This window comes from Nostoc sp., from assembly GCF_036918015.1.
Classification (GTDB): domain Bacteria; phylum Cyanobacteriota; class Cyanobacteriia; order Cyanobacteriales; family Nostocaceae; genus Nostoc.
The window spans coordinates 11,574-30,427 of the sequence record NZ_JBALEO010000027.1 but is presented as its reverse complement, the minus strand read 5'-3'; the positions used below and the strand labels follow the sequence as shown (position 1 = coordinate 30,427).

Genomic DNA, 18,854 nt, shown 5'->3' with positions numbered 1-18,854 from the left:
AGGAAAATGGCTTGTCTATATCTAGAATTAAACGTAATCTTACCTAAACCATCTCAAACTCTAATTGATGACTATTGAGAAAATCATGGGTGAAATGATCCACCATATTGGTATCAGCTAGTTCCAAATTATAAAAATCCACAGCTTCATGGTCAAAATGGGGGCCAGCGTGCCAAGTACCCTCATGTAGCTTGATAAAACAATTCCCCGGAATGCGGAAAGCAGCAATCTCTTCTAATGCTGGTTCATTCACATCATTATGAGGAGGACAAACTGCAATTAACCAATCCTTCCCTTCCAAAGAACCCAGACATTGAGTGCATTGCACATGGCGAGTAATTTTGTGGAAATTTCGCCCTATATTCTCCAACCGCATAATATAAAATCGTGCAATCCCATTTTGCAGGTTTAACTGGGCATCTTCCCCATCGTAAGTTTTGCCATCAAGACTTGCAAAGATCACCTGTCCATAACGCCGAAAGTTTTCAGAAGTCACCCATTCTACTTGCAATTGTTGCACTGTCTTTGATGTGTTCATATCAAATCATTAAGAGAGATTATTTAGGTTTATTTTCCCCCAAAATGACTGAATTTTACACAGTCATGATGGTGACTTCCTGAGTTTAAATGCCCTAAACTATCAAAAAATAACCTCAGCTAGCTAGATAACTACGTACTTGTTCCTTTTGGCGTCGGAGGAGACTGAGAGCTTTTTGTTCTATTTGACGCACCCGTTCTCGACTAATACCCATGCGATCGCCAATCTGTGCTAAAGAAAGTTCATACCCATCAGTTAGACCAAAGCGCAGGGTTAATATTTCTCGCTGCTGGGGTGACAGCTTTGCCAATAAGTCTTGTAAGTCTTGGTGGAGAGATTCTTCAACGGCATAATCTTCAGGAGAAGGACCATCATCCTCCAGTATGTCTTGCAATTCTGTATCTTGTTGTTCGCCAACTCTCGCCTCTAGAGAGAAGGGTTGACGGGCTAAGTACAAACACTCTCGAACTTGGCTAGCTGTCAAAGATAAGGCAGTAGCAATTTCAGCAGTGGTAGGAACGCGACCTAACTGTTGAGATAATTCTCGCTGCACCCGTTTAATTTTGTTCAGTTTCTCAAAGACGTGGATCGGTAAACGAATTGTACGTCCTTGTTGAGCGATCGCTCGTGTGATTCCTTGACGAATCCACCAGTAAGCATAAGTAGAAAACTTGTAACCAAGAGCGGGATCAAATTTATCCACCCCCCGTTCTAAACCTAAAGTACCTTCTTGAATTAAATCCATAAATTCTAGGTTCCGGTGCTGGTATTTCTTTGCCACAGCTACCACTAACCGGAGATTAGCCTGAATCATTTTCTGCTTGGACTGGTGTCCTAAATTTAGCTGTTGCTCCAGCACCTCCACACTTAACTCCACCCGATCTGCCCATTCTTGCAGCGTGGGTTCATGGTTTAATTTCACAGCCAATTCTTCCTTAGCAGCTAATAAATTCATCATCTGCTGCACTTGTTGGGCAAAAATAACCTCTTGTTCGCGAGTCAACAAATCTACACGCCCGATCTCTTGCAGATAACTACGCACAATATCATCTGTAGCTCGAGGCTTTTTATCTGCGGCTAAACTTTTTTTCTTCGTTTTTTGAACTTCGGTATGTAAAGATGTTAAGTTGCTCATGGTTATTTGCTCCTCTGTAACCTCATCAATTTATTGGTATCAAGTCTAGATATTCAGACCCACAGCCATTTCACACTGCTAATCAATAGATATCTTGCAAAAGTACTTAACACCCCATCCCTTAATTTCCTTCCCGCTTTCGGGGAGGGGAGACAAAGCGTAGCTTTGACGGGGTGGGGTTCTTAATTTGTAATTTATGCAAGAGGTCTAATCAATTTACAACACTGATGAATTCTGGTCTATGATACATTACAAGTTAATTGTTGGAGATAATAAACCCAAAATCAACCCACCCCTTAATAATAACATCATCACCAGTCACAAATCAATTATCTAAAGTATCATTAGCATATCCTTTGAAGTAATTACATTCTTTTATCATTGATTTTTGCATATTCTAAAATACAATTAACAATTAAATTTAGTGTAGTTATCCAATGCGGTTTATGGAAAAAGTAAAAAATATAGAGTAACGATTCCATTATCTAACAGATAAATTATTAATAGCAACCCTTAAAATATCACAACAAATTCTTTTATTGAAGTGTTCATGGTTCGCTTATCAATAGATGTAATCTCATTAAAAAAAACTCCTTAAATAGAAAATATCCATTTTTAACCTCATTTTTCTTGTAAGAAAATCTAAGCATATCAAGCCAGCTACATAGTAGGCTATCGTTAAACACGAAAGAAAGAACTTCTCCTGCTCCCCTTCTTTATTAAATAACAGCTTTATTGAATAATCTGGTCAAATACTTAGTAATTAGGCATCTAATGAAATTAATTATGCGGTATCCAGAACACTTGCACAGACGTAGGACTGCTCTGTATATTCATTCTTACTCATATCTCTTTCCTAGGATTTAGGATGATCGAGAAGACGCAGATATCTGTGACAATTGCACTTTTGTCATAATTGCACGCAGACATCTGCACTGGATGCGGTATTGTCAACTTGATTACTCCTAAAGAAATTTAATGGACTAAAAGTACTAACAGTGGTAAGACTAACAGTGGTAAGACTAACATCAAGAATGATACTTGGCAAGACAGCAACACCCGCGATCGCCCTAATATCCTCTTGAAGCGAAAAGATTTTTGTGTAAGATTTCTGGGAAAATAGTACTATATTGAAGTTTTAATCTAACTCTTCAACCATCACTTTAGTAGATATTGGTTAAGAAAAGCATTCACCTCATTGGCACATAATCCAACATTAACTATTTTTCCTGAATTCTTGAGAATGTCTAATCCTTTACCATTATTGCGCGAGTCGGGATCGAGTATAGATACATATATTTCATGTATCCGACAATCTTCAGCGATCGCTAAAGCACATGCAGGTGTGCGTCCATGAAAAGAACAAGGTTCAAGAGTTACATACATTTTCAACAAGTTGAAAGCTTTGCCTTGAATCTGTTTAAGTGCGTCAGCTTCAGCATGGTATTTTCCTGGTGCTTGCGTGTATCCTTGAGCTACTATCTCTTGGCCATCTACGATCGCACAGCCTACTGGTGGGTTCGGCAAACATTCCGGCAAAGCTTTTCTGCTTTGAGCTAAAGCAGCCAGCATAAATATTTCATCCATATTTGAGCATAAATTATCTAGATAAATCACACTACCAAGAATTAGCTATCTATTATTAAAAAATTTCCTATATCAAAATTTAGTAACTGTCACACGAATACCAGAATCCAGTTTAGGAACCTTGAGATACTCAATTGGTTCACTACTTTGAGTCTTGGTTGGCTCCTGACATTGCTTAAAAAAAGCGCTTGGGTTATTGATGAACTCAAGCGGGTTAATTTTTTGACATCCTCGCTCTTGCATTAGCGAAATTGATTCAGCAGTTTGTTTTGGATTATTAGTCTGTCCGATAAAATTGCTCCATGTAGCGTTAATCGTAGCTGGTTCTGTCAATAAAACTCCAACGCGATCGCGATCGCCTATTGTTATAGGAACATTCTCTTGGTTAGCATAGGCTCTCTGACTGAGAGTGAGTGCGCTAATCACAACGGCTAAAATAATAGAAGAGGATTTCATAATTCAATCTCTCAACATTTAATGTCAGTTTAATAATTACAATTGCCTAGATCCAAAAACAAAGAAATAGGAGGCTAGCTTGAGTACTTCAGATTAACACAGGTAATAATAAATATAGCAAAACTTCATGAAAAATATAGTGAAATCTAGTAAAATATGATTGAAGTTTACCTACCTTGAACAATTTGCTTGAGCTATTTGTCTGGTCAATTTAGATAGTAGCTGGATTTCCGCTGTCTTTTACTAGTCTGATGTAAACTAATTTATTGCTCTAATCACGCTGTCATTTGATACTCCTTTGTTAGGCTACGTTAAATTCAAGCTGGATAGAGTTGAAGATTAAATTTTGTGTAAATTAATTTTGTCTTACTACTTGTCTTCTAATCATTTGTACCGACTTAATTACCTGTACTAAGTCGGTCAGCACAAAAATTTGTCGTAGGTAGCAAGCGATCAGACAGGAGGGAGCAGTAAAGATTAAACTGATTGTGAGTCCTTATAGGTTCAATACTCAAATCATGCAATTTTATGATTGCTAGTTCCGTATTATTCCCATTGACTATTATTCAGAGCAATAATTCATTGTTAGTTAAAGTTTTGAAGTAGCTTACGTAAATATCCATCTAGTCTTTCTAGGTATCTTTTTTCACTGTCCAAAGCCTATCTTTGAAGTGCTTACATTGCTTATGTACTGGCACAATTGAACTATTCCTCACCTGAACGAATTAACCCCTGTTGTCTTTTCAAAATCAGCAAACCGAGAGTGAATATATTAGTATTTTGTATGAATTTTTTGTAAAGTTATTAAATTCAGTGTTCTTACATAATATGATAGTGATTGTTAGGTTACTAATCAATACTTGCGTTAGTAGTAACACAAAACTAAGTTAACAAAAATTAAGCCTCAAAAATGGAAAGCAACTAAATCAGGGATAAAATTATGAGTTATCCTGGCTTTGCTGTCAGTAAAATATCAATCTAAGTTAAAATAGTGACTTGACAAACTATTAGTTAACTTCAGATATTGAAGAACCTTAGCAATAAGGTATTAGCTAACAATCAACCCAAATATTCATATCACAAGGTAGACTACAGTGTTACTGTATTCCAAATTGTGAGAACAATCTGCTGTAAGTAAATAGTCTTTTTTATAAAAGTTTACATATATGACTATGGAATCTTTACCAAATTTTGAAGAAGTAAATATTCAGAAATACTTAGAAGTTTTTCAACGGCGTTGGCTACCTCTAGTTGGAATTTTCGCCATATCTGTTAGCCTTGGATGCTTGTATGCATTTTCGCTAAAACCTTCATACAAGGCAGAAGGAAGTTTGATGATTAAAACAAATCGCTCTTCTTCACTCACGGGCTTACCGGATGACATAGGACGCCTAGAAGCTTTGAATGTGAACGACAATCCTCTGGAAACTCAAGTGAGAGTTATTGGATCAAATCCAGTAATTGAGAAAACGATTAATTCCCTCAACCTTAAAGATAGTCAAGGCAAACTGCTCTCGATTCCCGACTTGGCAAAACAACTAAAAATAGAAGGAATTAAAGGCACTGATGTTGTACAACTTTCTTATAAAGGCGGCGATCCGAAGCTAGCTGCTAAAATCGTCAATGAAGTTATTGACAGTTATATCGATCTAAATATCAAGGCTAATCAGAATGAAGCGCGAACAGCCAAACAGGTTCTTGTAACGGAAGTACCTAAAGCTGAGGAAGTTGTCAGAAGAGCCGAATCAAAACTGCGGGTATTTAAAGAAACGAATAAAGTTGTTGTCCTAGAACAAGAAGCAGCCGCAGCAGTCGATACAATTTCTAAGTTAGGAAACCAAATTTCTCAAGCTTTAGCTCAACTAGATGATGTGAAGGGTCGTCTAGAACAGTTAAGCAGTGAAGCTCAGGTAGATTCACGGCAAGGGGTAATTGAATCTGAATTGAGTCAAGCACCTGGAGTTCAGAAAGTGCTTGCTGAACTCCAAGAAACAGAAAGCAAACTAGCAATAGAGCGTACCCGTTTTTCACCTGAACACCCTACAATTACTAACTTAGAAGAAAAAGTCGTAGCTCTTAAGAACTTGCTAAAAGAGCGGACAGGACAAGTAGCTGGTGAAGCGCAGATAACACAGGGAAGTTTACAGGTTGGACAACTGCGGCAAAGCCTAATTGCAGATATTACTCGTGCCCAGGCAGAACGCGTTGGTCTAGAGAGACAAATTGCCACACTTAAACAACAGCAAAATGCCTATATAAAACGAGCAAATAATTTGCCAAGGCTAGAACAAAGTCAACGAGAGCTAGAACGGAAACTGCAAGCAGCTCAAACGACTTACGAAACACTCTTAAAGAAACGCCAAGAGATTGATATTGCACAGAACCAAAAAATTCCAAATGCTCGTGTCATTTCCTATGCTTTAATCCCTGATAAAGCAGAAGGTCCTCGAAAAATGCTGTTTATTGTTGGTGGAGCAGGAGTTGGTTTTTTCTTAGGTATCATTGTCGCCTTTACTTTAGACTTGATAGACCGCTCGGTGAAGACCGTCAAAGAAGCCAAAGAAGTCTTGAGATACAGTGTTTTGGGAGTGATTCCTACACAAGGTAGAAATGGTAAAGATCATTCTTCTATACCAGGACTTGATAGACCTATTCCCAAAATTATTGGCAGAGATATTCCTTACTTCCCTGTTGGTAATGCATATCAAATACTACAAGTGAATTTGAAGTTCCTCTGTTCTGATAAACCGCTCAAAAGCATTGTAATTACAAGTTCCGTTGCCAAAGAAGGAAAGTCTGACGTATCTGCAAATTTAGCTGTGACTATGGCTCAGGCGGGGCGTAGGGTGTTGTTGGTGGATGCAGATATGCGTCATCCCATACAGCATCATATCTGGGGGCTAACAAATACAATGGGACTAAGTAATATCATAATTAACCAAGCTTCTTTAGATACAGTTGTTCATGAAGTAATGCCTAATTTGGAAGTTCTTACTTCTGGAGTTTTGCCTCCAAATCCAGTAGCAATGCTAGATTCTCAACGCATGGCGGCATTAATTAGTAACTTTGGGAGAGATTACGATCTTGTAATCTTCGATACTCCTCCACTATCAGGAATAGCAGATGCTGCTGTTTTAAGCACCTTGACTGACGGTATCTTATTAGTTGTTCGTCCTGGAGTGGTTGACTTGAACAGTGCAAATGCAGCTAAAGAGTTTTTAACTCAGTCAGGTCAGAAGGTATTAGGGATAGTCATCAATGGTGTGAATACTAAAAATGAACCTAATAATTATTTTTATGACAATAAAAAACGACAAATAGAACAAGATTTAGTATCTTCTAGCAGCTTAACTAAATTTCGCAAAGAGCGTTAAGTTCTCTTAAAAATGGTGAAAGCTACAACCATCTAAACCAAATTTTGTGACTGTAGTAATAATGGATAAAACTAAAATCAGAACTTCTTGTTTAATTAATAATTACAATTATGCTCAATTTCTCTCTGAGGCAATTGATAGCGCTTTAAATCAGACAGTTAAGTTTGATGAGATTATCATTATTGATGATGCATCTACAGATAATTCGGCGGAAATTATCAAGAACTTTACTCAAGTAGCTAATGTTAAATCTATCTTGAAAGAACAAAATCAAGGGCAATTATCATCTTTTAATGAAGGTTTGTTAGCTGCTACTGGTGACATTCTATTTTTTTTAGATGCCGATGATATTTATGAACCTCAGTATTTAGAAAACGCCCTAAATTTTTACAATAGACGCAGTGAATGTGATTTTGTATTTTGTGCGTATAAAAAATTTGGAGCAGTAGAAGGCACATTTCAAGACGATGCAGTTGATTTAGATTTGGGTTATTCAGTAATTAGAACTTTATATAATGGTGAATGGATTGGTTCCATAACTTCAACATTATCAATACGTAGAGAAATAGTCCGAAAATTTTTACCTATTCCAAATTTAGAAGATTGGCGTGTAAGGGCTGATGACTGTTTGATATGGGGAGCTTCTTTGGTGGGGGCTAAAAAGTTTTATATGTCTAAACCTTTAGTGATGTATAGAATACATGAAAATAATCATTATCATAATAAGAACTTTTTAGATGTAGACAAAAATTATGAATACAAAAGATTCTGGAAACGCAATTCCTTGTTTAATTACATTCTGCAAAAAAACAATTTTAGCTCCCCATTACTCTTAGCTTTTACATCTATCAAGGAGTTACAAACAATACCATGCCCAAAATATCAGGATTTTGTTACTTATTTGAAAATAATATTTTTATTTGAGCATAGTTTATATTGGAAAATCAAGGGCATTATTTTCTTAATTAGCTATTTTTTGAAAATTTTGATTAGTGGTAAATTAAAAAATCGTAGGTGATAAATAAGGTGAGTTACTGTATAAATACACTTTATTTTGTATTTGAAAAAATTGCACGGTCGAGATGGATTGATAGGTAAAAATAATGTCATATGATTAATTAATCAAAATAATGTTAAGCAAATTAAAAATTAAAAACTTATCGAAATTTAAATCTCGTTCTGGACTGCGTGCAATTATTGCCAATACAGGTTGGTTATTTGCCGATCGCATTCTACGTATGGGTGCAAGCTTGATTGTAGGAGTATGGGTAGCACGTTATTTAGGAGTAAAACAGTATGGTCTATTTAACTATGCTTTAGCTTTTGTTGCCTTATTTAGCCCAATTTTTACTCTCGGACTAGACGACGTAGTAGTTCGCCATCTTGTTCGTCAATCATCAAACAAAGAGGAAATTTTAGGAACTACTTTTTTGCTAAAATTTTTGGGTGGAATTGCTTCTGTTTTATTGGCAGTTAGTACCATGTTTTTCTTAGGTGAGCATGAAACACTAAAGATATGGCTAGTTGCAATTTTAGGAATAGCAGGAGTTTTTAGGGCATCTGATACTATTGAACTGTGGTTTCAATCACAGGTGCAGTCAAAATATACTGTAATCGCTAAAAACACGGCGTTTCTGCTAAATACTCTCATCAAAATCGCACTGATTTTAACAAAAGCACCGTTGCTAGCTTTTGCTTTGGTAACATTAGCAGAATTTGCAATGAGTGCAATTGGCTTACTGATTGTTTACCAAGTCAAAGGTTCTTCATTGTGGTTATGGCGTTGGAGCGTTGCGACTGTTAAAACTCTTTTGAAAGAGAGTTTACCTCTAATTTTTTCGGGGTTCGCCATCATGATTTTTATGAGAATAGATCAGGTGATGTTAGGTCAAATGATCGGAGATAGTGAGGTTGGTATTTATTCTGCGGCTGTACGTGTTTCTGAAGTTTGGTATTTTATTCCGGGGGCTATTGTTTCTTCTGTTGCTCCAGCAATTTATGCCGCCAAGGAAAAATCAGAAAGTCTTTACTATCAGCGAATAGGACAATTACTCAGTCTTATGACATGTATATCTTTAGCAATTGCTCTTCCTATGTCCTTTTTATCTGACAAGATAATTATGGTGATGTTTGGAAGTGGATATGCAGAAGCAGGACCAATATTAGCAGTTCATATTTGGACTTCTTTGTTTGTATTTATGGGTCTTGCAACATCACCTTGGTTTATTGCTGAAGGCTTGAACCACGTTTCTTTAGGTAAGACTTTATTTGGAGCGATACTAAACATCATTCTCAATTTATTACTTATTCCTAAATATGCAGGACTTGGGGCTGCGATCGCAACAATAATATCTCAAGCTGCTGCTGCTTTTATATGTAACGCATTTGATTCAAGAACACAAAAAATATTTCAGATTCAGGTGCGATCGCTTATTCATTTTTACAAATACTGATCGTTATTATTTAAACTTTATATGATGCAAACACCAGTAACTTTTATTATTTTTAAACGCCCCCAAACAACAGAGAAAGTTTTTGAAGCTATTCGCCAAGCCAAGCCAACAAAACTTTTTGTAATTGCAGATGGACCCCGCACTGACCGGGAAGGTGAGGCAGAAAAATGCGAAGCGACTAGGGCAATTATTGAGAGAGTTGATTGGGATTGTGAAGTAATTAAGAATTATTCTGATATCAACTTAGGTTGCGCAAAACGGGTATCAAGTGGTTTAGATTGGGTCTTTAATAATGTTGAGGAGACAATTATTTTAGAAGATGATTGTATTCCTCACCCAACTTTTTTCAGGTTTAGCCAAGAACTGTTGGAAAAATATAGAAATGATACCAGAATCGCCACAATCTCTGCCCAAAATCTTCAACTTGAACAAAAACGTACAAATTACAGTTACTATTTTTCTCGCTACAATCACTGCTGGGGTTGGGCAAGTTGGAGACGTGCTTGGCAACATTATGATTTGACTATCAAACTCTGGAAAGATGTGCAAGCAGAAAACCTTTTATATGACATTCTTATAGACCAAAAAGCGGTAAATTCTTGGCAACGAATATTTCAGTCTGTTTATGACAATCCTACAGGTATAACCTGGGATTACCAATGGACATTTGCTTGTTGGATGCAGGGAAGCTTAAGCATTATTCCCAATGTCAATTTAATCTCTAATGTTGGTGTTGGTGCAGATGCAACTCATTTCACTTCCAATCAAGAATTTTCGTTCATCAATATGTCGATGCAAGCAATGGAATTTCCCTTAAAGCATCCACCATTTATTGTTAGGAATGTAGAAGCAGATAATTTTACACAGAAAACAGTCTATAAAGCAACTGCATTGGATATTTTTAAAGAGGAAGTGAAGAAAAGATTGAATTACTCAATAATAAAAAAATAGATAAACAAAATCTCAAAAATGAAAGTAAAATTAACAGAAAAAATATTAACTATCTTGCTATTACTGATTGCTGTAGGGGCATTAACAATACACCCTGCACAAGAAGTTTCCATGTCTACACTTGGAGGTGATAAGCTAGATACTTTGTTCAACATAGTTTCATATTTAATCCTATTTTATTTCCTAATTTTATACTGGAAAGGTTTTATTTATGTAATTATTAGCAGCCCACTACAGTTTTTATTACTAGCAATAGTTATATTTTCTCTTTTATGGTCAGAAGACCTAAGTTCTAGTCTTACTTATCTAAGAGGTCTAATCCGAATATATTTTCTTGCCATCTATTTAGCAATGCGTTATCCACTTAAGGAACAAATTAAGCTGATAGCTTGGGCACTTGGGGTAGCTGCATTATTATCTATGCTATTTTCTGCATTTGTACCAGGTTATATTCACGAATCACCTGAATTACTAGGTATGTGGAGTGGAATTTATGGTCATAAAAATGAATTAGGTTACATGATGGCTTGGAGTGCAGGAGTTTTTTTGCACCTTGCTCTTAGTGGTCATCGATATCGCTGGTTGATGTGGGCACTATGTGGGGTATCTGTATGTCTAATTATCCTCTCACGTTCAACAACATCTTTAACTATTTTGTTGACAATGATATTACTTTTACCTTTCTACAGATCCTTAAAGAAAACTAATTATAAATTACAAGTTATTACGATCACTTCAACTTTGATTTTCCTGATGATTTCTTCAATATTACTTCTCAATAATGCCGAAACTGTAGTTGGTACTTCTGGTAAAGACCTTACCTTCAATGGACGCTCTGACCTCTGGGAGCTAGTAATTTCTAAGATTTTGGAAAGACCTTGGTTAGGTTATGGATTTTCGGGATTTTGGACTAGTAATGCTGCATCCAAATTAAGAGCTACTTACGATTGGGCAAGTAACGCCCATAATGGTTTTTTAGAATTATTGTTAGAATTGGGATTCTTAGGGTTTTTGACTTTTGCAGCAGGGTTTGTCCGGTTTTTCGCAATGGCATTGACTCGAATTATTTCTGTCGCTAAAAAACCGGAAGATTATTGGCCAATGCAGATACTAATTATCATTGTCATAGTTAATTTTTCAGAAGCCAGATTATTAACTCCTAGCTGGAATTGGTTAATGTATGTCACCACCTCATTATCTTTAACTGTTGAATATCAACGAAATCATAAAAATATTTTAGTCAATTAGTTTTTATGGCAGTCAGAAATAGTTTTAGTGATTATTAAGTTAATAAAAATGAAAATTTTACATATTAGTACCCATGATATTAATGGCGGTGCAGCGAGGGCTGCATATCGTTTACACACAGGTTTACAGGATATAGGACTACAGTCACAAATGTTAGTTCAGGAAAAATATAGCAATGATAAAACAGTAATTGCACCTAAAATTAGACTATTTCAAGGCATCGCTAAGGCAAAGTTAACAGTTGAAAGTTTACCATTAAAGCTTTATCGCCAAAAGAAAAATACTCCATTTTTTACTCAATGGTTACCAGATAGAGTTATTCCTAAAGTTACTCAGATTAATCCAGATATAATCAATCTGCATTGGATTAGCGGAGGTTTTATGCAAATAGAAACATTTGCTAAACTGAAGCGTCCTCTAGTTTGGACTCTCCATGATATGTGGGGGTTTACTGGAGGTTGTCACGTAACTGGAGAATGCGATCGCTACAAAGTATCCTGCGGGGCTTGCCCTCAACTCAACAGTGGTAATGAATGGGATTTATCCTGTTGGGTATGGCAACGCAAAGCAAAAGCTTGGAAAAATTTAAATTTAACTCTGGTTTCACCAAGTTCTTGGTTAGCAGAGTGCGCTCGTTCCAGTTCTTTATTCCAGAATTTGCGAATCGAGGTAATTCCCCACGGATTAGATACTCAAAAATATCGCCCGATTAATCAACATTTTGCGCGAGAAGCACTCAATCTACCCCAAGATAAGAAGCTGATACTCTTTGGAGCGATAGAAGCAACAAGCGATAGAAATAAAGGATTTCATTTGTTGCAACCAGCTTTACAAGAATTGAGTAAATCTGGCTGGAAGGATGACTTGGAAGTTGTGATTTTTGGAGCATCTCAACCCGAAAATCCACCTGATTTAGGCTTCAAAACCCACTATTTAGGACATTTACACGATGCTATATCTTTAGCAACTGTTTACTCAGCAGCTGATGTGATGCTTGTACCGTCTCTTCAAGAATCTTTTGGACAGACAGCTTCGGAATCATTCGCTTGTGGTACTCCAGTTGTGGCGTTTAATTCTACTGGCTTAAAAGATATTGTCGATCATCAGCAGAATGGCTATTTGGCTAAACCTTATGAAGTTGAGGATTTTGCCAAAGGAATTACCTGGGTACTTGAAAATGAACAGAGGTTGCAAAAACTGTCATTTTATGCACGCGATAAAGCCGAGCAAGAATTTACGCTGGAACTTCAAGCACGTCGTTATTCAGCCTTGTTTCAGGAAATATTGATGATAGCCAAGAAATCTTCATTGAGTAATTAACTTAGTAAATCAATACTTCATAATATGTCAATACCTATAGCTTTTATAATTTGTACAGAACCTGGCCGTTTAGAAGGTCAATCTTTGATGCTTGCAGAAAGTATTCGTAAGTTCTGTGGCGAATTGAAAAATACACCTATATATAGTTTTCATCCTAGAGTAGGTGAACCGATATTAAAGCAAACCCAACAAGCATTTGAAGCATTGCAGGTGACTCATCAACAAATCCCGATAAATCGAGAATTTCATGAATATTATTTAGCTAATAAGCCCCTAGTTTGTGCCTATGCAGAAAAAAATATCGATGCAGAAATATTGGTTTTTTTAGACAGTGACAAATGCTTTTTTTCTGAACCAAAAGAATTTTTATTGCCCGTAGATTGTAATGTAAGGATGCGTCCTGAGTATGGTCAAGGAATTGGTTCTACAGGTCTGCAAGATCCTCAAGAATGGTATTGGCAAAAACTATATGAAGTACTGGGAGTAAAGCGTGAGGTATTTGTTGACACACCAATTGGTAATAAAAGAATCAGAGCCTACTGGAATTCTGGTTTAATTGCTGTAAGAAGGAGTGCGGGTATATTTACAACTTGGAAAGAGAACTTTGAAAAAATAATGCGCTTGGATATTACTCCTCCCCAGGGTATTTATTTTGTTGAGCAGTCTGTTTTGTCTGTAACTTTATGTGCCTTGGAAGAAAACGTCGAACACCTTCCTCCTAATTATAGTTATCCATTACCTTTACATAACCGTTTCTCAAAAGAAATACAAATTAAACATTGGGATGACATTATATCCATTCATTATTTCAACTTATTTTTTTATAACGATTGGAATGCACAAATAAAACGATTAAAAAGATTCAATATCAATTCAGAAAAATATCTATGGTTATGTCAAGAGGTTGTCAGACTTAATATGCCTCGTGTATCAGTTTGGCATCGATATATTTTGGTAGCCAAAAAAATGGAACAAAAACTAAAGAACTTCAATTTAGATATTAATTTCAGTGGCTGGATAGAAAAAATGGTTAAGTTTTAACCTGTAAGTTTACGATCTGGATTAATTTTTTTGTAGATGTTATATGAGGATAATAATATGAAGCAAGCAAATCTAGCCGTAATTATGACCTGCCATAACAGGCGGAATACAACTCTTGCCTGTCTAAATGCTTTATATCAGCAAAAAAATCATTGTGATGTTTATTTAACTGATGATGGGAGTTCTGATGGGACTACAGAGGCTGTTAAAGCAGAATATCCAGAAGTACAAATACTTCAGGGTAATGGCAATTTATTTTGGGTGGGAGGAATGCATCTCGCCTTTGGCGAGGCAATAAAATATCAATATGATTATTATCTGTGGTTGAATGATGACACATTTCTGGAAGCCAATGCTGTAACTAAACTGTTGCAGGTTCATCAAAATTTGACGGAACTTGGTTATCCAGACTCAATTGTAGTTGGTTCAACTAAAGACTTAATTACAGGAAAAGCAACCTATGGAGGAGCGGTAAAATCTAAAAAGTGGTATTCTAATAAATTTGAATTTTTAGAACCAAGTTCAGTTATCCAAAAATGCGATGCTATGTATGGTAACTGCGTGCTAATTCCTAAAAGTGTTGCCGCCAAAGTTGGCAATATTGATACAGCTTTTGTTCATAGTCTAGGAGATTTAGATTATGCCCTGAGAGCACGTAAATTGGGTTGTGAAATATGGGTAGCTCCTGGGTATATTGGGACTTGTACTAAAAACTCTATCCACAATAGTTGGGCAGATACCAATTTAAATCTATTAGAACGCTTGAAAAAAGTACTGCAAATTAAAGGATTTCCATTGAAATCATGGACTATATTTTGTAGCAGACACTCTGGGTCATTCTGGATACTGTACTGGTTCTTACCCTATATTAGAGCAATTATTGGCTACAAAGATTTGGCAACCTCTCCCACATTTTCTGAGGATATTAATCAAACTAGCTCAGGAGTTTAAGACTTGCATGATAGTCATTCTTGGATGATATTTGGATAAGTTATGACTATCTTAAGAATTTGACAAATGTAGTTTCAAATTATAAAATAATAATCAGCAATAATTTTATGGGCAAACGCTTACTGATTGTCTCAACCCTTGATTCTAGTCAGCCATTTGGTGCATTTACTAGACCTTTTTATCTAGGACAATATCTTACTAAACATTTTGATGTTTTTCAGCTAGGTTTAGATTGTTCATCTGTTAATTATGCACCTTCTTTTTCTATTGGATCAAGAAGCTTGAGGTCATATATTAAATCCATAGAAAAGTGCATCGACGAATTTTGTCCAGACATTGTGTATGCTCAAGAAACACTACCTGGATTGGCTGCTTTAGTTTCACTAAAGCTTAGAAAACACAGTAGTTCCTCTCTTGTCTTAGATTTTCATACATTTTCGCCTTATGAATACTGGATGCGCTTGTTTTCAGTTGCCAATCCCTTCAAAGAGTTTGCACAATGTATTAAGACATATATTGCTCAGGGAATTTTAATATTCTCTGGTAGTCCAATTATTGCAGCAGGTGAATCAATTCCTAAACTAATTTCCCAATGGTATGGAAAAACTCCACAGCAAATTTATTCTATCGGGAATGGAGTGACTCAAGACTTACTCAATACTGAAGTTTTTCCAGATAAAGACCCCTATCAAGCATTTAGACCAGCTAAAATAGTGGTTATTATTGCTCCTAAAACATTTCAATTTCCAACTAATGATATGTCTGTATCAATGGCTATCGAGGTCGCGAAATCCCTTGAAAGTCATCAAGAAAAAGTACATTTTGTTGTTATTGGTAGGGATAGTAGTGATATTTCAGAACCAATACCCTCTAATATTTCTTTTTTAGGCTTTTTACCTAAAAGAGAAGATTTTGTAGCCCATCTGAAATATGCAGATATTGCTTTGTTGCCATTTTCAAAACAAGCAGTAGCAGGTGGTGCTCGCAATAAAGCATTAGATTATTTTGCTAGTAGAAAATTAGTTGTATCAACACCAGAAGGCTTGCGAGGTTTAGAAGAATTTCGCAATTTAGAACATCTGTTAGTAACAGGATACTCTAGCGAAGAAATCGCTAAGACAATACTGGATGCTGCTTCAAATATTGATAAATATCAGTCAATTGTAGACACAGCATATACTTTAATTACAGAAAAGTATTCCTGGAATGCAAGAGCACAAAATATCGCTGACATCCTCATAAAAACAAGTGCTTTTTAGTTATAGTTAGATAATAATTTTTAACTAAAAAATTAGGCATTTAAATATTTAGGTACTTCAGTATTTAAATGTTGCTAATTAATTTTACAATATTCACCTTGACCTTGAGATAAAATCTCATATTTATCAAAAGAAAAATAAGATATGAAAAAGCGATTTTCTTATAAAATTATTGGTGCTCAAGTGGATGCACTCTCTATATTTGACTTAAATTTATTGATTGAAGAATCTATTGATCGAGATGAAAAATGGATTATTGCTAATCACAACTTACATAGTCTTTATCTCTTCCATAACGATCCAAAAATGCAAGCTTTTTATGCGAAAGCAGAATATACCCATATTGATAGTATGCCTCTAGTGTTTCTTGGAAAGCTGTTGGGTTTTCCACTTAAACGCGAACAAAGAGTAACCTATGCTGATTGGGTATGGCCTCTGATGGCAGAAGCTGCTAGTAAAGGCTGGCGTGTATTCTATTTAGGTTCAAAGCCAGGAGTTGCTGAAAATGCAGCAAATATTTTATGCCAGAAATTTCCTGGTTTACAGATTGCTTGCGCTCATGGCTATATTGATATAGATAAAGATAGTCAAGAAAATCTTGCCACTGTGGCTGCAATTAATGCTTACAAACCCCATATATTAATGGTAGGGATGGGTATGCCACGCCAAGAGTATTGGATTTACGAAAATCTTGAACATATTCATGCCAACACTATTTTGACTAGTGGAGCCTGTATGGACTATATAGCAGGAGCAATACCTACTCCTCCTCGCTGGATGGGAAAGGTGGGGTTGGAATGGTTGTATCGCTTGTTCTCTGAACCAAAAAGACTTTGGAGACGTTACTTAGTTGAGCCTTGGTTTGTTGGGACATTATTTTTGCGAGAAATTTGGAGTATCTCAAGTAAACGAAAGAAAAATAATCTGCTGGTATTTTTAAGTACGAAATTTCAAAAGTTCGTAGCTTGATCGAGTCTTTCAGACTCTTACCAGTAGGTCGCTCAATTCGTCACGAATTTATGAAATGTTGTACTAAGATTTAATGATTAATTAGTCAGTAAGTCTTATTCAACTTTCATAATCGTGAATAACTAAAAATATCTCCATCTATTTTGCTTGGAATAATATTTAAAAATGCTATAGCAGTTCCCGGCATAGTGAAGTACATTTTCAAAGCTACTAAGCTTGGTGAACAAGATTTGGGTGTACCTCAGTTGCTAAGGAAACGCTATATTTATCGTAAATCAAAGGGTTTAAGACCCCTACCTCTACAGGTAGCGCCAGTTTCAGCCGGGGTTTAAATCCCCGTCTGAAAATGTCTTTATTTTGAATTTTGAATTTTGAATTTTGAATTGTTAAGCCTGGGTGGAGTATTAGGTTGATTCCTGAAAAGCCTGGGCTATAGCATTACGGGCTGGTTTAGATTGCAGATTCTGATCGAAGGGAAGCGGACGCAGAAATTTCCAGAGACTTGGATTGTTTCTAAAGGTTTTTCTTGGCATCCACTCGGGATGACGTATCCAGGTATGACGATCGGTAAGTCCCCATGTAATCACAGTATCAACTTTAGCTGCAAAGCATAGATCAAGATATCGCTTGTAACTATCGGCTACCATCTGGTCTAGCTTTTTAATACTATCGGGCAATGGCATATCAATAATAATATCTAATTCTGTGATTATTGGTTTAACTTCAAGATCGTTAAGCCGTTTTAAGACGGAATTAAATCCTTTCTCGTCAAAACCATAGGCAGTAGAAAACCATAGATGCGATTGGATGCCTGCCCCGTCAATTTTCACACCACTATTCTTCAGATATTCGACCATTCTTAAGAAACGTTCTGATTTCCATGTGGTGCCTTCGATGCCAAAATCGTTTAGGTAAAATTTCTTGCTGCTATCAACTGAAGCGGCAATTAAAAACAAATCTCGAATCAATTCTGGTTTTACCCCTTTACGCAAACCGGTTGTTGCGTTATCAGTTTCATTTTCACTATCAGCGATGATTTCATTGGCAATATCCCAAGACTTTAAAACAGGACTATTGCGATAATGCCCCATGACTCCTGTAACATGGCGTTCGATCATCGTAGGTGTAGGTGGGTAAGGAACCCAGTCTGGGTTTCCCATGTGCCAGAAAAGGGTATGCCCGTGCAATTCTATCTTATGTTTTTGGCAGAAATCAGCGATCGCATCTGCTGACTCAAAGGTAAATTTTCCTGGCTGTGGTTCAGTAGCGTTCCATTTTAATTCACCATTCGGTGTCACAATGGAACATTCACGAGCCATGAGCTTCGCATAATCTTCCTCTGTTTGCAAAAATTCATTAGAAATTGCTGCGCCATAGCGCTTTCCTTTGGCAGCAGCTAATTGCCGAAGAGGAGTATTTAAATTTTTACTTGTATAATTTCCTGCAATAGCATTCGTACCTTGATTTTCTTTTTGGTTATCCTTTTGTAAAAACCCCATAGTTAATAAGGCAGAAAGGGTTGTATATCCTGCTCTTCTTAAAAAATTTCTCCGATAAGGCATAAATCATATT

The 18,854-nt window shown here is 36.3% G+C and carries 15 protein-coding genes; 10 read left to right on the top strand and 5 right to left on the bottom strand.

All coding sequences use genetic code 11. The features are described from left to right. Positions 1-43: 43 nt before the first annotated feature. From V7K61_RS06685 to V7K61_RS06670, 4 genes are all read right to left on the bottom strand, one after another. Positions 44-538: an ureidoglycolate lyase gene (locus tag V7K61_RS06685; protein WP_335052055.1), complete on the bottom strand. Its 495-nt coding sequence runs from the start codon at positions 536-538 to the stop codon at positions 44-46. 115 nt (positions 539-653) lie between these two features. After that, positions 654-1,673, bottom strand: a complete 1,020-nt coding sequence (locus V7K61_RS06680) for an RpoD/SigA family RNA polymerase sigma factor (protein WP_257235816.1) — start codon at positions 1,671-1,673, stop codon at positions 654-656. Positions 1,674-2,831: 1,158 nt separating this feature from the next. Continuing rightward, positions 2,832-3,260 carry a bifunctional diaminohydroxyphosphoribosylaminopyrimidine deaminase/5-amino-6-(5-phosphoribosylamino)uracil reductase RibD gene (locus tag V7K61_RS06675; protein ID WP_335052053.1) on the bottom strand — a complete coding sequence of 143 codons (429 nt, stop codon included), beginning with the start codon at positions 3,258-3,260 and terminating at the stop codon, positions 2,832-2,834. 72 nt (positions 3,261-3,332) lie between these two features. Beyond that, positions 3,333-3,716 carry a hypothetical protein gene (locus V7K61_RS06670; RefSeq protein WP_334716438.1) on the bottom strand — a complete coding sequence of 128 codons (384 nt, stop codon included), beginning with the start codon at positions 3,714-3,716 and terminating at the stop codon, positions 3,333-3,335. Between the two features lie 1,166 nt (positions 3,717-4,882). On the opposite strand from V7K61_RS06670, the gene V7K61_RS06665 reads away from it, so the two are divergent. From V7K61_RS06665 to V7K61_RS06620, 10 genes are all read left to right on the top strand, one after another. After that, positions 4,883-7,090 carry a GumC family protein gene (locus tag V7K61_RS06665; protein ID WP_335052052.1) on the top strand — a complete coding sequence of 736 codons (2,208 nt, stop codon included), beginning with the start codon at positions 4,883-4,885 and terminating at the stop codon, positions 7,088-7,090. A gap of 61 nt (positions 7,091-7,151) precedes the next feature. Next, complete coding sequence (locus V7K61_RS06660) at positions 7,152-8,108, top strand: glycosyltransferase family 2 protein (protein ID WP_335052050.1); 957 nt, start codon at positions 7,152-7,154, stop codon at positions 8,106-8,108. Positions 8,109-8,220: 112 nt separating this feature from the next. After that, entirely contained in the window at positions 8,221-9,543 is a 1,323-nt protein-coding gene (locus V7K61_RS06655) for a flippase (protein WP_335052048.1), read from the top strand. A gap of 24 nt (positions 9,544-9,567) precedes the next feature. Next, positions 9,568-10,494 (top strand): glycosyltransferase family 2 protein, encoded by a 927-nt coding sequence (locus V7K61_RS06650; RefSeq protein WP_335052126.1) that lies wholly within the window; start codon positions 9,568-9,570, stop codon positions 10,492-10,494. A gap of 18 nt (positions 10,495-10,512) precedes the next feature. Continuing rightward, complete coding sequence (locus tag V7K61_RS06645) at positions 10,513-11,742, top strand: O-antigen ligase family protein (RefSeq protein ID WP_335052046.1); 1,230 nt, start codon at positions 10,513-10,515, stop codon at positions 11,740-11,742. Positions 11,743-11,790: 48 nt separating this feature from the next. Then, positions 11,791-13,062, top strand: coding sequence for a glycosyltransferase family 4 protein (locus V7K61_RS06640; protein ID WP_335052044.1), 1,272 nt, complete (start codon positions 11,791-11,793; stop codon positions 13,060-13,062). A 24-nt stretch (positions 13,063-13,086) separates the two neighbouring features. After that, positions 13,087-14,103 carry a hypothetical protein gene (locus V7K61_RS06635; protein ID WP_335052042.1) on the top strand — a complete coding sequence of 339 codons (1,017 nt, stop codon included), beginning with the start codon at positions 13,087-13,089 and terminating at the stop codon, positions 14,101-14,103. 57 nt (positions 14,104-14,160) lie between these two features. Further along, positions 14,161-15,054, top strand: a complete 894-nt coding sequence (locus tag V7K61_RS06630) for a glycosyltransferase family 2 protein (protein ID WP_335052040.1) — start codon at positions 14,161-14,163, stop codon at positions 15,052-15,054. Positions 15,055-15,161: 107 nt separating this feature from the next. Continuing rightward, the gene (locus tag V7K61_RS06625) at positions 15,162-16,313 is read left to right on the top strand and encodes a glycosyltransferase family 4 protein (RefSeq protein ID WP_335052124.1); all 1,152 of its coding nucleotides are present in this window, start codon (positions 15,162-15,164) and stop codon (positions 16,311-16,313) included. A 144-nt stretch (positions 16,314-16,457) separates the two neighbouring features. Then, a complete protein-coding gene (locus V7K61_RS06620; RefSeq protein WP_335052038.1) occupies positions 16,458-17,282 on the top strand; it encodes a WecB/TagA/CpsF family glycosyltransferase in 825 nt (274 codons plus the stop codon). A gap of 404 nt (positions 17,283-17,686) precedes the next feature. Here the strand turns inward: V7K61_RS06620 and V7K61_RS06615 are convergent, their stop codons facing one another. Beyond that, on the bottom strand, positions 17,687-18,844 hold the full coding sequence (locus V7K61_RS06615) for an endo-1,4-beta-xylanase (RefSeq protein ID WP_335052036.1): 1,158 nt from the start codon (positions 18,842-18,844) through the stop codon (positions 17,687-17,689). Between the last annotated feature and the right edge of the window lie 10 nt (positions 18,845-18,854).

Excerpts from the sequence above, each read along its gene's own strand:
- V7K61_RS06685 (WP_335052055.1), bottom strand. The coding sequence starts at position 538 with ATGAACACATCAAAGACAGTGCAACAATTGCAAGTAGAATGGGTGACT.
- V7K61_RS06680 (WP_257235816.1), bottom strand. The coding sequence starts at position 1,673 with ATGAGCAACTTAACATCTTTACATACCGAAGTTCAAAAAACGAAGAAA.
- V7K61_RS06675 (WP_335052053.1), bottom strand. The coding sequence starts at position 3,260 with ATGGATGAAATATTTATGCTGGCTGCTTTAGCTCAAAGCAGAAAAGCT.
- V7K61_RS06670 (WP_334716438.1), bottom strand. The coding sequence starts at position 3,716 with ATGAAATCCTCTTCTATTATTTTAGCCGTTGTGATTAGCGCACTCACT.
- V7K61_RS06665 (WP_335052052.1), top strand. The coding sequence starts at position 4,883 with ATGACTATGGAATCTTTACCAAATTTTGAAGAAGTAAATATTCAGAAA.
- V7K61_RS06660 (WP_335052050.1), top strand. The coding sequence starts at position 7,152 with ATGGATAAAACTAAAATCAGAACTTCTTGTTTAATTAATAATTACAAT.
- V7K61_RS06655 (WP_335052048.1), top strand. The coding sequence starts at position 8,221 with ATGTTAAGCAAATTAAAAATTAAAAACTTATCGAAATTTAAATCTCGT.
- V7K61_RS06650 (WP_335052126.1), top strand. The coding sequence starts at position 9,568 with ATGCAAACACCAGTAACTTTTATTATTTTTAAACGCCCCCAAACAACA.
- V7K61_RS06645 (WP_335052046.1), top strand. The coding sequence starts at position 10,513 with ATGAAAGTAAAATTAACAGAAAAAATATTAACTATCTTGCTATTACTG.
- V7K61_RS06640 (WP_335052044.1), top strand. The coding sequence starts at position 11,791 with ATGAAAATTTTACATATTAGTACCCATGATATTAATGGCGGTGCAGCG.
- V7K61_RS06635 (WP_335052042.1), top strand. The coding sequence starts at position 13,087 with ATGTCAATACCTATAGCTTTTATAATTTGTACAGAACCTGGCCGTTTA.
- V7K61_RS06630 (WP_335052040.1), top strand. The coding sequence starts at position 14,161 with ATGAAGCAAGCAAATCTAGCCGTAATTATGACCTGCCATAACAGGCGG.
- V7K61_RS06625 (WP_335052124.1), top strand. The coding sequence starts at position 15,162 with ATGGGCAAACGCTTACTGATTGTCTCAACCCTTGATTCTAGTCAGCCA.
- V7K61_RS06620 (WP_335052038.1), top strand. The coding sequence starts at position 16,458 with ATGAAAAAGCGATTTTCTTATAAAATTATTGGTGCTCAAGTGGATGCA.
- V7K61_RS06615 (WP_335052036.1), bottom strand. The coding sequence starts at position 18,844 with ATGCCTTATCGGAGAAATTTTTTAAGAAGAGCAGGATATACAACCCTT.